This is a genomic window from Primorskyibacter sp. S87, assembly GCF_049801055.1.
Taxonomy (GTDB): domain Bacteria; phylum Pseudomonadota; class Alphaproteobacteria; order Rhodobacterales; family Rhodobacteraceae; genus JBNAGF01.
The window spans coordinates 109,662-123,378 of record NZ_JBNAGF010000001.1 but is presented as its reverse complement, the minus strand read 5'-3'; the positions used below and the strand labels follow the sequence as shown (position 1 = coordinate 123,378).

Sequence of the window (13,717 nt, the reverse complement as noted above, 5' to 3'; positions counted from 1 at the left end):
GGAAATCGCATGTGCGATCCGCCCAGAGCCCGACGCATAGGCCAAGGCGCGCGTCGATAACGCCCGGATTGCCGGCGTCAGCCCTTTTCATGAAAATAGTCATAGATGGTTTCCGCCAGTGTAGCTGAAATCCCCTCTACAGCCTTCAGGTCGGCAAGGTTGGCGCGGCTCACCGCCTTGGCGCTGCCGAAATGGGCGAGCAACGCCCGTTTTCGGGTTGCCCCGACACCCGGAACATCATCCAGTGGCGTTGCCCCGACCGATTTGGCCCGTTTTGCGCGGTGGGTGCCAATCGCAAAACGATGCGCTTCATCCCGCATACGTTGAATGAAGTAGAGCACCGGATCATTGCGTTGTAATGCAAATGGGCGCTGTCCCTTGCGGTGAAACTCTTCTTTGCCGTGGTCGCGGTCGACGCCTTTTGCCACTCCGACCATCGGGATGTCCTCAACCCCGTGCGTTTGCATGATTTCGGCCACCGCGCTGACTTGCCCGGCACCGCCGTCGATCAACAACAGATCCGGCCAAAGTCCCTTGTCCCGATCCGGATCCTCTTTCAGAAGCCGGGCAAAGCGACGCGTCAGGACCTCCTTCATCATTCCAAAATCATCACCCGGGGTCAGATCATCACCCCGAATGTTGAACTTACGGTACTGGTTCTTGTCGAAACCGTCCGGCCCCGCGACGATCATGGCCCCGACGGCATTGGCTCCCTGAATATGAGAGTTGTCGTAGACTTCGATTCGGCTTGGCGGGCCGTCGAGGTCCAAGGCTTCGGCAAGTCCGCGCAACAGTTTTGCCTGAGTGGCACTCTCTGCCATCCGACGGGCAAGAGATTCACGAGCATTGCGCAGCGCTCCCGAGACAAGCTCGGCCTTTTCCCCCCGCTGCGGAACGATGATCTCGACCTTGCGTCCGGCTTTCTCAGACAGGGCTTCGGTCATCAGGTCGGCATTCTCGATATCGTCGGACAAGATCAATTGTCGGGGCGGTTCCTTGTTGTCGTAGAACTGGCCGAGAAACGCCTCCACCACTTCGGCTGGCGAAACATCGGCCCCGACACGCGGATAGAAATCCCGGTTGCCCCAGTTCTGGTTGGCCCGGATGAAAAATACCTGAACACAGGCCTGTCCACTTTCGAGATGCAGCGCGATCACGTCCGCTTCGGAAACACCACGCGGGTTGATGCCCTGGCTGGTCTGAACAGCGGTCAACGCCCGAATCCTGTCTCGCAGAGCGGCGGCGCGCTCGAACTCCATCGCTTCGGAGGCCGCCATCATCTGAGCGGCCAGTTCTTCCTGTATCCTGGTCGACCGGCCCGACAGGAACCGTTCGGCGTCTTTTACGCTGGCGGCGTAGTCCTGCTCGGAAATCAGCCCGACACAGGGGCCAGAACATCTTTTGATCTGGTAAAGCAAGCAGGGGCGCGTCCGGCTGTCGAACATCGGGCCAGAGCAGTTGCGCAACAGGAACGCCTTTTGCAACTGGTTCAGGGTCCGGTTCACTGCGCCGGCACTGGCAAACGGTCCGAAATAGGCGCCCTTCTCCTTTTTGGCACCTCGGTGCTTCTTGATCTGGGGAAAAGAGTGACCCTTGGCTACGAGGATGTTGGGGAAGCTTTTGTCATCCCGGAGCAGCACGTTGTATTTCGGCTTGAGTTGCTTGATCAGGTTCTGCTCAAGCAGCAATGCCTCGGTTTCCGTGCGGGTCGTCAGGAACATCATCGAGGCCGTCTCGCGGATCATCCGCTCGATACGCGGAGAATGACCGGGACGGGAATAGCTCGACACGCGCGCCTTAAGGTTTCGGGCTTTTCCCACGTAAAGAACGCGAGCCTGAGCATCCAGCATTCGATAGACACCGGGAGACCCATCCAACGTGCGAAGATGCGCTTGGATGACGGCATAACCGGTCGGGGGCATGTCGGATTGGTCGGTCATGTTACGGAAATATGATTCTCCGGTCCGGGCTGCAATCTTGACGTGCCGGTTTCAAGCAAAAACAAATCCACGCCTTTTGTGGATAAGTCTGAAGATATCTTTGGGTGTCGGGAAGATTTCCCTTGAAAAATGGGCGCTTCGTTGAATTGCACAAAAAATAGGCAATGCTTTAACATGTTGATTCTGTTGCGAAAAAAAATGTTCACGCAGCAAGCTCATGAAATCAAAGGCAATTTTGTAACGCCTTTTTCACCCGGCCGTGAGCGGTGCAAAACTTGCGGGGAACATGGATATTTACGCCTATTCCACCCCTAGCACGTCTGGCGTCTTCCAACCGAGGTGCTGTCCGCCATCCACGCAAATCAACTGCCCGGTTACCGCTACGGCATCCATGAAAAACCCCAAAGCCCCGACAACGTCCGATGGGCTCGCCCCGCGTTCCAGAATCGTATTCCTGCGCTGACCCGCAAAGTGTTCGGCGCTTTGCCGGTGCCCCTGAACGGTCGGCCCGGGACCAATTGCGTTGACGCGTATGGCCGGGCTGAGCGCTTGGGCGGCAGTTTGCGTGAGCGTCCAAAGACCGGCCTTGGCCAGAGTGTAGGACATAAACTCCGGGGTCAGTTTGCGCACGCGCTGATCGAGCATGTTGACGATCAGGCCGGCTGCCTCCGGCTCTCCGTTGTCGTCGCGGGTCGGCTGCAAACCCTGTTCAGCCATGGCCTGTGTCAGTACGAAGGGCGCGCGCAGGTTGCTTTCCATGTGGCGGTCCCACGACACCCGGCTGGCTATCGAGATATTGTCATACTCGAAGATCGAAGCGTTGTTCACGAGACAGGTTATTGGCCCACCGAGGGCCTCTGCAGCGCGTGGAAGAAGAGCCTGCGTCTGGTCCTCACTTAGGAGATCAGCCTGCACTGCCACAGCACGGCGCCCGATTGCTTCGATTTCCGCCACGACCTCGTGCGCCGGGCCTTCGGAACTGGCGAAATGGACAGCAACGTCATAGCCGCGCCGCGCCAGATAAAGCGCCATTGCACGACCAATGCGTATTCCCGCCCCGGTAACCAGACAGCGTGTCATATGAGCTCCCCTTTGCCAGCCTTCGCGATTGAAGTGATCAAACCAGCACAGCGATCAGATAGACCGCATATAGCAGCGTCAAGGCCACACCCCAGGTTCGTGTGATGTCCCTTTTAAAAAACACGAAGGGGATCAGCAGAAGCGAAGCCCCCAGCATGACCCACAGGTCGAACTCAAGGAACTCGGGATCCACCGGGATAGGTCCAACGAGCGTGGCGATGCCGACGATGGCCAAAAGGTTGAACATGTTCGACCCGATAACGTTGCCCAGCGCCACATCGGCCTGCCGACGCAGCGCAGCCATCACGGTGGTGGCCAATTCAGGCAACGATGTTCCAATGGCAACAAGCGTCAGTCCGATCACGGTTTCGCTGACCCCGTAGGTACGGGCAATGATCGTTGCATTGTCCACCAGCAGATGCGCCCCCATCGGCAAGCCGATCAAGCCGAGCACGAGGTATATTCCTATCCTCCAATACGGCATGTCGGGATCTGCGTCTTCCAGCCCGTCCAGCTCTTCCAGATCGTCGTCTTCGTCCGCCTTCCCGCATAACTTGCGATGGGCGCGGGCCTGACGAAAGGCGTTGAACAGCACTAACGACAAGGCAGCAAGGAGGATCAGGCCGCTGACCCATGTGAACGTCCCACAAAAGGCAAGTCCGATAAACAATAAAGAAGCCAGCAACATGAATACGTAATTCCGCCGGCTGTTGCACTCACTGGTGTGCAGAGTGGCCAATAGAGCCGGCACACCGAGAACCAGCAGGATATTGGCCGTATTAGACCCGACAACGTTGCCCAGCGCGATGCCCGGCGCATTCTCCTGCACCGCCTTGATGGAAATCAGCAACTCTGGTGCCGACGTTCCGAATGCTACAATTGTCAGGCTGACGATCAGTGCAGGAACGCCAAGACGCAGGCTTAAGTTCACAGCACCACGCACCAATGCATCCCCAGCCAGCAGCAGGATGAACAGGCCCAGACCTGATAGCAACCACGCCGTCATGTTCCGGATCCTCCGTGCCCGCAGGCACATGGCCCCTTACCGATCCGAAACCGACCACATCGGGGGCAACGTGCGGATGCCAGCCTTTTGCTGCCGGGAACCTTGAGCTTGCCGAACATGGCCAGCACCGCCATGACCACCAGAAACAGGGAAACGATTTTCAGGATCACGTCACAACCCAAAACGCGCATAGGCTGCGCGTTCCTCGATCCCGGCGATCGCATCCTGAGATATCTCCGCCCCCAAACGGCTCCAGAAAGGACGTTTCATCCCGTAACGGCGAAACTGAACCTTGTCTCCGAAAAGCTCTTTCATTTTTGGCTTCAGATGCCCGACGCCTTCGATCAACCCAAGTTCGGTCGCGCGCCGGGCGAGCCAGATCTCACCAGTGAACAGGTCGGCGGTCTCGTCCAGCTTGCCGGACCTGCGGGATTTGACATGAGCAATGAAATTCTCGTGGATATCGCCCAAGAGCCCCTTGAGGCGTTTCACATCCTCTTTCTTTTCCGGGCGGAAGGGATCCAGCATCGATTTGGAATCTCCGGCTGTATGCACCCGCCGCTCCAAGCCCTGACGCGCCAGAAATACATGTGCCCCAAAGCCCGAGGAGATCACGCCGATCGAACCAAGGACCGAGCTTTCGTCTGCCCAGATCTCGTCAGCCGCGGCCGCCAGCCAGTATCCGCCCGACGCCGCCACATCTTCGACAAAGGCATAAACCGGAACTTCCAACTCGTCGGACAGGCGCCGGATACGGGCTCCGATCAGAGAACTCTGGACAGGGGAGCCACCCGGCGAATTGATCTCCAACGCGACCGCATCGGGCTTTCCACGGCGAAACGCTTTTTCCAGCACCGGTGTCAGCCCGACGTCACTGAGAGAGGCACGGCCGGCCATTCCAATAGCTCCGGAGAGGCGAACCACCGAAACGAGAGGCGGGTTCTTAATAAACGGGAGACGCAGCTTCATGACGCCCGATGTAGATTGCCGATAGGGGTGAAACAAGACGCCGAGGGCCACAGAAACGTCACGGCTGCAAATTTCTCACATTCGACCGGCAAATTTGCAACGCCACACGACCGCATCAGCTACGGATCCGCCACCCGGTTTTGAAAATCCAGCCGATCACGCACAGGCAAAGTGTTGTAAACGCGCAAATCGCCAGCAGGCTCAACCCTACGGGCACGTCGGACATACCAAAAAAGGCCCATCGGAACCCTGAGATCAAATAAACAACCGGATTGAACAAGGTGATTGTTTGCCAGATCGGCGGCAGCATCGAGATCGAATAGAACGCTCCGCCCAGAAAGATCAGCGGCGTGACAACAAGCAAAGGCACCAGTTGCAGCTGTTCAAAATTCCCCGCCCAGATGCCGATGATAAACCCAAGCAGCGCAAAACTCAGGCAGGTCAGAACAAGAAATGACACCATCGCCAGTGGGTGCCGAATCTCGAGATCCACAAAAAAAGTTGAAGTGATCAGAATGACCGTGCCGATGAACAACGCCTTGGTGGCTGCCGCCCCGACATAGCCCATCACGATCTCCAGAAAGTTGACAGGCGCCGAAAGCAGTTCATAGACCGTCCCGATGAACTTGGGGAAGTAGATCCCAAAGGATGCGCTTGAAATCGACTGGGTAATCACGCTCAGCATCACGAGCCCGGGCACGATGAAGGACCCGTAGTCCACGCCTTCTACCTGATCGATGCGGCTGCCTATCGCGGCTCCGAACACCACAAAGTAGAGCGAGGTGGACAACACCGGGGATACGAAACTCTGTAAGAGAGTTCGGAAAAATCGTGCCATCTCATAGCGGTAGATTGCGGCGATCGCGGTCCAATTCATGTGCGCTCTCCCGAAACCAACGTCACGAAAATCTCCTCAAGGCTACTCTGCCGGGTCTGCACGTCGCACAATACCAGCCCGGCCTCAGCCACGTCACGCAACAGCGTCGTGATCCCGGTCCGGGGCGCTCGGGTGTCATAGGTGTAGGTCAGAACCTCGCCATCCTCTGACAGTTCCAGTTCGTGTTCCGCAAGCGATTCCGGGATTTTCAGGATCGGGCTGCTCAGTTGCACGTCCAGTTGCTTTCGACCCATCTGTGCCATCAGAGCGTCTTTTTCCTCGACCAGCAGAAGCTCACCCTTGTTGATCACGCCGACTCTGTCGGCAATCGCTTCGGCTTCTTCAATGTAATGGGTGGTGAGAATTATCGTAACGCCATCCGCCTTGAGCTCGGCTACGATGTCCCACATGTCTTTTCGCAACTCCACATCTACGCCGGCTGTGGGTTCATCCAGAAACAGCACCCTTGGCTCATGCGCCAGAGCCTTGGCGATCAACACTCGACGCTTCATGCCACCGGAAAGTTCTTTGGTGGCATTGTTGCGCTTGTCCCAGAGAGAGAGCTTACGCAGGATTTCCTCGATCAGGGCGTCATTACGGGGCTGACCGAACAATCCGCGCGAAAACCGGACCGTGTTCCAGACTTTCTCGAATGGCTCCAGATTAAGTTCTTGCGGCACCAGCCCGATCATCTCGCGCGCAGCCCGAAAATCACGCTCGATATCGTGTCCGCCCACCGTTACTGAACCCGCGCTGGGAATGGTGATACCGCAAATCGTCGATATCAGAGTGGTCTTTCCGGCCCCATTGGGTCCCAACAGGGCAAGAATCTCTCCCTGATTGATGTCGAGAGAGACACCCTTCAACGCTTCGAACCCGTCCGCATAAGACTTGCGCAGGTTCTTGATGGACAGGATCGAGGACATGGAGACTCCGGTGTGATTCTGCGTGCCATCCTAGCGGCCTGAACGCGAGGAAACAGGGGGGGGTGCACGAACAGACTGGTGTGCAAGGGTGCAGTGTTTACTGCGCCTGCCATTTGGGGAATGGGCCGCCCTTCGGACATTCTCGTTTTCGGCAATGTCGCAAATCGGCAAATCCCCGGCTGCAAATCGTGATAGCTCTGTTTCGGTAGGGCAGTTGTTCTTCTCTGCCTCCCTCTGGAGCGCTCGAATTGACGGAAATCACCCGAAACCGGTCTTCGACCGGAATTGCTTTCATTCTGCTTGGCATGTTGGCGATTTCGGTCAACGACATGCTGATCAAGAAACTGTCAGGTGGTTATCCCTTGCACCAGATCGTGTTTACACGATCGGCCATCGGACTGGCGATCCTGTCGCCAATGGTCTGGTATGAAGGAGGCCTGTCTATCCTGAAAACCCGGCAACCGTTGCTGCATGTGATCCGCGGCCTCTTGGTGGTTGTCTCGAACATGACCTTTTTCGTGGCGCTGGCCGTGGCACCGCTGGCCGATGTCACAGCGCTGTTCTTCGTGGCCCCGTTGTTCATCACGCTGCTGTCCATTCCAATTCTCGGCGAAAAGGTCGGCGCCATGCGGATCAGCGCAGTTGCGGTCGGGTTTGCCGGTGTCATTATCATGCAACGCCCGTGGGAGGGCAGCGAAACACTGGAAGTCGACCGAGTCGTGCTGTTGTTGCCGGTCTTTTCCGCGTTTGCCTATGCCTTGATGCAACTGATGACCCGCAAACTGGGCGCCACTACCAAGGCCTCTGCCTTGGCGGTCTACATTCAAAGCATGTTTGTTGTCGTGTCCGTCTGCTTTTTCGTGGTGGCCGGAGATGGCCGGTTCGCCGAAGAATCTGGAAATCCCAGTCGCTATTTCCTGCTGCGGCCGTGGATCTGGCCCGCGCAGGAGGATTGGCCTTATCTGATCGGACTTGGCGTGAATTCTGCCGCCGTCGGATACTGCCTCAGCCAAGCCTATCGCGTTGCCGACGCTGCCACCGTCGCTCCATTTGAGTATGCCATGCTCCCTATGGCGGTTTTTTGGGGCTGGCTGATCTGGAATGAACTACCGCAGCCAGAGATCTGGGTGGGTATGACCCTGATCATGGGCGCCGGTCTGTTCGTGTTCCTGCGTGAACAGCAGAAATCCAAACAAATTGCCCGAACCGAGGTGAAAGGCCGGTATTGAGGCCCCGCCGACACAAGGCAGCCGAACCGGACAGGCACAACAAAACGAACAATCGCAGAGCAGTCTATCCCGCCTGATCGTTTCGCCGCATGCGATACATGTCGGCTATGCGCTTCTGGACAAGCTCCAGATGAAGTCGAGCATCGTACTGGACCTGACGATAGGCAGGTGGCAGTCGCAGCCCGGCCAGCCTTTCATCCAGCTCGTCCAGACGCGTCCGCATGGTTTCAAGCTCCTCGACGCTCGGGGCCTGCATCAATTCATCCTCAATTAGGCGGATCTCGGGGTAATGCTGCCAGACGCGCCAGCGCATTAGGTAGGTATAAATGGACGGCACCGCCCGAAGCAGCGGCACGGCAATGAAGAAGAACGGAAGAAACAGCAGCAGAACCCGGTTGATCTGAGCCGCCATCCAATATGGGAGCCAGTCGTGCCATGTGGTCGGGCCGTTCTGGATCAGCTGCCGAGCCGTCTTGTTGACCGGCAAACCAGTCGCTTCGATCGACGGGAAGGTGCCCGGATCTGTGATGATCCCCCTGCCACGGTGAAGTTCGATCGCCGCCATGGTCAGGCGATTAACCAGCGCGGGATGCAGATTTTCATCCACGACCAGACGCGCGGACAGAGCGACAAGCTGGCGTGGTTCGGCCGGGAGGACCGGATCCAGTGACATTCCACCAGTCGGCACGGTGACCACCCCCGCATATTCCATCCGGCGCGAGATCGCCTCGGCATGATCAAGTGCAAGGGTATGCAGGCCGGGCGTATGATAGGCCTCAACCAGATACGGTGCATCGATCGGCGCCACGAAGGCCGCAATATCAAGGTCCCCGTTCAAAAGAGCCGACACGGCTTCATCATAGGGGAACTCCAGATGCTCGTTGTCTTCTCGCGACAGTTCGACCGCAGCTTCAAAATCCCGGAAGGCGGCTTCTGTTCCCGATCCGGGTGCCCCGCTGTTGATCCGCAGGCCTTTCCACTGCGAAGGATTGTCTGGCAAAATCCCATCGTCACGGGCGAGCAATACGATTGGTTCGTAAAAGATATTGCCAACAGCCTCTGCCGCCATCCCGCGGGCGTTGATGCCACCTTGCAGAAATGCGGCGTCAACCTTGCCTTCTCTCAACAGGGCTGCATTTTCGGCCGACCCGGCAGTTTCAACAATCCTCAGACGAATTCCGTCACGGGCCAGAACCTCGGCATAATCATCTGCAACCTGAACATAAGCGCCACCGCCCGGACCAGCCGCAAGACGCAGCTCATTCGGAGGGTGCAGCTGGGCGAGGATAACCGCCAGAAGGGCCAGAACGGCACAAAAGCAAATGACAATCCAGGCCCGCATGACTCCGCCCCACTTTGGATAACGCGTCCGACGCTATGCAAGCCGCACCGGCGTGGCAAGACAACTATCTGTTTCGTTTTGGGATCTCTTGGTTGTCCGTCCAGTCGAAAGTTCCCTGATCACGCTCGGTCACGGCCTGTTTCCAGCCGACGTCCTCGGCCCGTGTCTTGAAATTGATCCCTTCGGGTGAGTGCCTAGTGATGCCGTCGAATATCGTCGCGAGCCTCTGCGTCTGCATCATCCCCGTCTGCTCGATCGCCTGGTTGATCACCATCTTCTGCATCGCCAGCTGATTGATCGGCACCGTCGCCATGCGCGCCGCCATCTCCTCAACAGCATCATCCAGCTGGTCGGCCGGAACAGATTTCAAAACCAAGCCCATTTCCGCCGCTTCAATCCCCGAAATTCTGTCACCGGTGAACAACATCCGTTTGGCCCGTTCCGGTCCCAGCCGATAAACCCACATGGCCGTTGTCGGACACCCCCAAACCCGGGCGGGCATGTAACCGATCTGTGCATCCTCGGCCATGATCGTCAGATCGGCGCACAGGGCAATATCCGACCCGCCGGCCACCGCGAACCCATGCACCTTGCAGATCACGGGTTTCACTGCACGCCAAAGGGACATGAAATGCTGCGTGTTGGCCCACATGAACCGGTAATCCTTTACCGGATCCCAAGGCATTGGCTGGGTTGCATCCCCTGACCCGTTGCCTTCGGCATAATAGGTCAGGTCGTATCCAGCACAGAATGCTTTCCCGTTTCCGGACAACACCATGACATGAACGCCGGGATCTGCGTCGGCCAGGGCCACGGCATCAGCCAAAGCGGCGGGCAGTTCGTTGTTGATTGCGTTCAAGACGTCTGGCCGGTTCAGCGTGATCCGGCCGACACGGCCGTCCTTCTCGTAAGTGACAACTGACATGGTTGACCCTCCCTCGCCGTCAGTCGATCAGCTTGACGCGGCTCTGGAAACCCTCGGGCGCTTTGCAGTGACGCTACGTTTCATTCGGATTGGCAGCTTGTCGATTGCCCGTAGCAGGGACAGGTTGAGCTGAGATACAGGAGAACCAAAATGCTCGACGGCATCCGCATTATCGAAATCGAAGGGCTGGGCCCCGGCCCGTTCGCGGCAATGACCCTTGCCGATCTCGGAGCCGAAGTCATCGTGGTCCATCGCAAAGGGGGTGCGGTAACACCGGGCATGCCGGAGCGGTCGCTGCTCGATCGGGGCAAACGCTCAATCGCTCTGGATCTGAAGGACCCGGCTGATCTCGATACCTGCAAGGCGCTTATCGCCACGGCCGATGCGCTGATCGAAGGATTCCGCCCCGGTGTGATGGAAAAGCTTGGCCTCGGGCCCGAGATTTGCCACGCCATCAACCCGCGACTTGTCTTTGGCAGGATGACCGGGTGGGGACAGGACAGCCCGCTGTCACATGCTGCGGGGCATGATCTGAACTACATCTCGCTCTCGGGTGCGCTTTGGTATGGATCGGCACCCGGTGATCCACCGGTCACACCAGCCACGCTTGTCGGAGACATCGGAGGCGGGGCGATGTATCTGGTGGCTGGCCTGCTTTCGGGGATCCTGAGCGCCCAGAAAACCGGCAGTGGAACGGTGGTCGATGCGGCGATCTACGACGGGTCCGCACATATGATGAACCTGCTGATGTCCCTGCGCCAGACCGGCAACCTGAGCGGCACCCGGGGCCGCAGCCTGCTGGATGGCCCGCATTGGTCGCGATCGTACAGATGCGCAGATGGAGGCCATGTGTCGGTACAATGTCTCGAGCCGCAGTTCTATGCGGATTTTCTCGACCGAATGGGGCTGTCTGCCGATCCTGAGTTCCGCCAGCAATACAATTCGAAACTCTGGTCGGAACTCACCGCGCGGCTTGAGGAAAAATTCGCCGGGAAACCTCGCGATTTCTGGGCGGACCTATTCCTTGGCTCAGATGCCTGTGTCGCACCGGTTCTCAGCCCGGAAGAAGCGATGGCCCACGAGATGAATGCTGCCCGCCAAAGCTGGGTTGAAATCGACGATGTCATGCAAGCCGCGCCGGCACCGCGCTTTCAGGGGCAAGGATGGCAGCCGAAACCCAGCCCGTCGCGCGGTCAGCACAATGACGAAATCAGAGCCGAACTTAAGACTTCGCGCTGACGCCAGAAGCTTTTACGTTCCGCGCACCGTTTCGATCATCAGCTGCACATTCTCCGGATCCGCGTCCGGTGTGATCCCGTGACCGAGGTTGAAGATATGCGGACCCTTTGAGAACGCTTCGACAATCTTGCGGGTTTCATCCACCAGTGCCTGCCCGCCCGTCACCATATGTGACGAGGCAAGGTTCCCCTGCACGCAGCCATCGACCTGAACATTCGCCGCGGCCCACTCCGGATCCACAGCCGCATCCAGTGCCACGCAGTCAACACCCGTGGCCTTGGCAAAACCGATGTATTTTTCGCCGGCTTCACGCGGGAAACCGATCACCGGAGTACCCGGATGGCGCTTTTTTAGCTCCTGCGTGATCACCCGGCAGGGCTCCAGCGCATAACGTTCGAAAGCTTCGCCCTGCAGAGACCCTGCCCAGCTGTCGAAGATTTTCACCACTTCCGCGCCCGCTTCGATCTGCGCCGATAGATAGTCTATCGTGCCTTCGGTCAGACGCTCGATCAGACCGGCGAACACCGTTTCGTTTTCCTGACGCAAAGCGTGCGCCGGCCCCTGGTCGGGTGTGCCGCGCCCGGCAATCATGTATGTGGCCACGGTCCAAGGCGCGCCAGCAAACCCGATCAACGTGGTGTCTTCGGGCAGTTCGCGGCGCAGGATCCGCACGGTTTCATAAACCGGGTTCAGGGTCTCGTGGATATCGCCAACCGGTCGCAGCGCGGCCAGCTCGTCACCGGTGGTGATGGTTGACAAGCGCGGCCCTTCACCGGTCACGAACCACAGATCCGCGCCCAGCGCCTGCGGCAACAGGAGGATGTCGGCGAACAGGATCGCGGCGTCGAACCCATAGCGCCGGATCGGCTGCAATGTCACCTCAGCCGCCAGTTCGGAGTTGTAGCACAGCGACAGAAAATCACCCGCCTGCGCGCGCGTCGCCCGGTATTCCGGCAGATAGCGCCCGGCCTGCCGCATCATCCAGATCGGCGGAATATCCTGCGTTTCACCCGCCAGCGCCTTCAGAAGCTTCTTTGTCATGACCGGACCTCATTCGTCGTTCGGGTCACCGGTCACGCCAAAGCGGCAAATTGTCAAGAACCCCACGGGTTGTCAGGGCAATGTGACGCGACTAAAGCTGACGCCATGACCAATGCCCTTCCCTCTCCCGCTTCGCCGCTGAAAATTGGCACCCGTGGTTCTCCACTGGCGCTTGCGCAGGCCCACGAAACCCGCAATCGGCTGGCGACGGCTTTTGACCTGCCGCATGATGCGTTTGAAATCACAGTGATAGCTACCACTGGCGACAATCGCGCGATGATAGAAGCGGATCGACCGCTGAAAGAGATCGGCAACAAAGGCCTGTTCACCAAGGAAATTGAAGAAGCGATGCTGCGCGGCGATATCGACATCGCGGTGCACTCCACCAAGGACATGCCGGTTGAACAGCCCGACGGGTTGGTTCTCGACACGTTTCTGCCGCGCGAAGATGTTCGGGACGCATTCATTTCGCCCGTAACAACGTCCATTGCCGATCTGACTCAAGGGGCTGTCGTCGGGACGTCGTCCCTGAGGCGCAGGGCACAATTGTTGAACCGGCGGCCCGATCTGAAAGTGGTCGAATTTCGCGGAAACGTGCAGACCCGGCTAAAAAAACTCTCCGATGGCGTGGCCGAATGCACGTTCCTTGCCATGGCAGGGCTTCGCCGGCTTGGCAGAACCGATGTGCCGGCAACCGCCATTTCACCCGATGACATGTTGCCTGCCATCGCACAGGGCGCCATAAGCATCGAACGGCGCGCCGATGACAGCCGATCGGCTGATTTGCTAGCCGCAATCCACGATTCTGAAACCCAACAACGCCTTGCCGCCGAACGCGCGTTTCTGGCTGCGCTCGACGGATCGTGCGAGACCCCCATTGCCGGATTGGCGGAACTTGATGGTTCTACATTGCGCCTGCGCGGCGAAGTGCTGCGCCCTGACGGGTCCGAGGCGATCTCGGACGACCGGACTTGCCCGGTCGAGGATGGGGCCGCATTGGGCCGCGACATGGCCGAAAGCTTGTTGGCGCAGGCCGGGCAAGACTTTTTTGAGTGGCGGGCGTAACGTAACACCTCTGGTGACGCCGCGCCCGATTTGACAGATTACCCTCTTCTCTGAGACCCTTTCAGGCGGGAGGAGACA

The 13,717-nt window shown here is 58.4% G+C and carries 14 protein-coding genes; 4 read left to right on the top strand and 10 right to left on the bottom strand.

The genetic code is table 11. The features are described 5' to 3' along the window. Positions 1-77: 77 nt before the first annotated feature. The 7 genes from uvrC to ACP15U_RS00620 form a co-directional block, all read right to left on the bottom strand. Positions 78-1,940 carry an excinuclease ABC subunit UvrC gene (gene uvrC, locus ACP15U_RS00650; protein WP_425043186.1) on the bottom strand — a complete coding sequence of 621 codons (1,863 nt, stop codon included), beginning with the start codon at positions 1,938-1,940 and terminating at the stop codon, positions 78-80. A gap of 300 nt (positions 1,941-2,240) precedes the next feature. Continuing rightward, positions 2,241-3,020 (bottom strand): SDR family oxidoreductase, encoded by a 780-nt coding sequence (locus ACP15U_RS00645; protein ID WP_425043185.1) that lies wholly within the window; start codon positions 3,018-3,020, stop codon positions 2,241-2,243. A gap of 37 nt (positions 3,021-3,057) precedes the next feature. After that, complete coding sequence (locus ACP15U_RS00640) at positions 3,058-4,026, bottom strand: calcium/sodium antiporter (RefSeq protein ID WP_425043184.1); 969 nt, start codon at positions 4,024-4,026, stop codon at positions 3,058-3,060. After that, positions 4,023-4,217 (bottom strand): hypothetical protein, encoded by a 195-nt coding sequence (locus tag ACP15U_RS00635; RefSeq protein ID WP_425043183.1) that lies wholly within the window; start codon positions 4,215-4,217, stop codon positions 4,023-4,025. The genes ACP15U_RS00640 and ACP15U_RS00635 overlap by 4 nt, the downstream gene beginning before the upstream one ends. Next, entirely contained in the window at positions 4,198-4,995 is a 798-nt protein-coding gene (locus tag ACP15U_RS00630; RefSeq protein ID WP_425043182.1) for a S49 family peptidase, read from the bottom strand. Before ACP15U_RS00630 ends, ACP15U_RS00635 begins: the two co-directional genes overlap by 20 nt. Positions 4,996-5,110: 115 nt before the next feature. Further along, positions 5,111-5,872: an ABC transporter permease gene (locus tag ACP15U_RS00625; protein WP_425043181.1), complete on the bottom strand. Its 762-nt coding sequence runs from the start codon at positions 5,870-5,872 to the stop codon at positions 5,111-5,113. Further along, positions 5,869-6,798 carry an ABC transporter ATP-binding protein gene (locus tag ACP15U_RS00620; protein ID WP_425043180.1) on the bottom strand — a complete coding sequence of 310 codons (930 nt, stop codon included), beginning with the start codon at positions 6,796-6,798 and terminating at the stop codon, positions 5,869-5,871. Before ACP15U_RS00620 ends, ACP15U_RS00625 begins: the two co-directional genes overlap by 4 nt. A gap of 248 nt (positions 6,799-7,046) precedes the next feature. On the opposite strand from ACP15U_RS00620, the gene ACP15U_RS00615 reads away from it, so the two are divergent. Continuing rightward, the gene (locus ACP15U_RS00615; RefSeq protein WP_425043179.1) at positions 7,047-8,027 is read left to right on the top strand and encodes a DMT family transporter; all 981 of its coding nucleotides are present in this window, start codon (positions 7,047-7,049) and stop codon (positions 8,025-8,027) included. 64 nt (positions 8,028-8,091) lie between these two features. Here the strand turns inward: ACP15U_RS00615 and ACP15U_RS00610 are convergent, their stop codons facing one another. Both ACP15U_RS00610 and ACP15U_RS00605 read right to left on the bottom strand, forming a co-directional pair. Further along, a complete protein-coding gene (locus ACP15U_RS00610) occupies positions 8,092-9,369 on the bottom strand; it encodes a TAXI family TRAP transporter solute-binding subunit (protein WP_425043178.1) in 1,278 nt (425 codons plus the stop codon). Positions 9,370-9,433: 64 nt separating this feature from the next. Next, positions 9,434-10,294 (bottom strand): crotonase/enoyl-CoA hydratase family protein, encoded by an 861-nt coding sequence (locus ACP15U_RS00605; protein ID WP_425043177.1) that lies wholly within the window; start codon positions 10,292-10,294, stop codon positions 9,434-9,436. On the opposite strand from ACP15U_RS00605, the gene ACP15U_RS00600 reads away from it, so the two are divergent. Continuing rightward, positions 10,293-10,427: a hypothetical protein gene (locus tag ACP15U_RS00600; RefSeq protein ID WP_425043176.1), complete on the top strand. Its 135-nt coding sequence runs from the start codon at positions 10,293-10,295 to the stop codon at positions 10,425-10,427. The two genes, ACP15U_RS00605 and ACP15U_RS00600, sit on opposite strands and share 2 nt — an antisense overlap. A gap of 17 nt (positions 10,428-10,444) precedes the next feature. Further along, positions 10,445-11,533: a CaiB/BaiF CoA transferase family protein gene (locus tag ACP15U_RS00595; protein WP_425043175.1), complete on the top strand. Its 1,089-nt coding sequence runs from the start codon at positions 10,445-10,447 to the stop codon at positions 11,531-11,533. 12 nt (positions 11,534-11,545) lie between these two features. On the opposite strand, the gene hemE is transcribed toward ACP15U_RS00595, so the two are convergent. Next, the gene (hemE, locus tag ACP15U_RS00590) at positions 11,546-12,574 is read right to left on the bottom strand and encodes a uroporphyrinogen decarboxylase (RefSeq protein ID WP_425043174.1); all 1,029 of its coding nucleotides are present in this window, start codon (positions 12,572-12,574) and stop codon (positions 11,546-11,548) included. Positions 12,575-12,679: 105 nt separating this feature from the next. Between hemE and hemC the strand changes: the two genes are divergently transcribed. After that, the gene (gene hemC, locus ACP15U_RS00585; RefSeq protein WP_425043173.1) at positions 12,680-13,639 is read left to right on the top strand and encodes a hydroxymethylbilane synthase; all 960 of its coding nucleotides are present in this window, start codon (positions 12,680-12,682) and stop codon (positions 13,637-13,639) included. Positions 13,640-13,717: the final 78 nt, after the last annotated feature.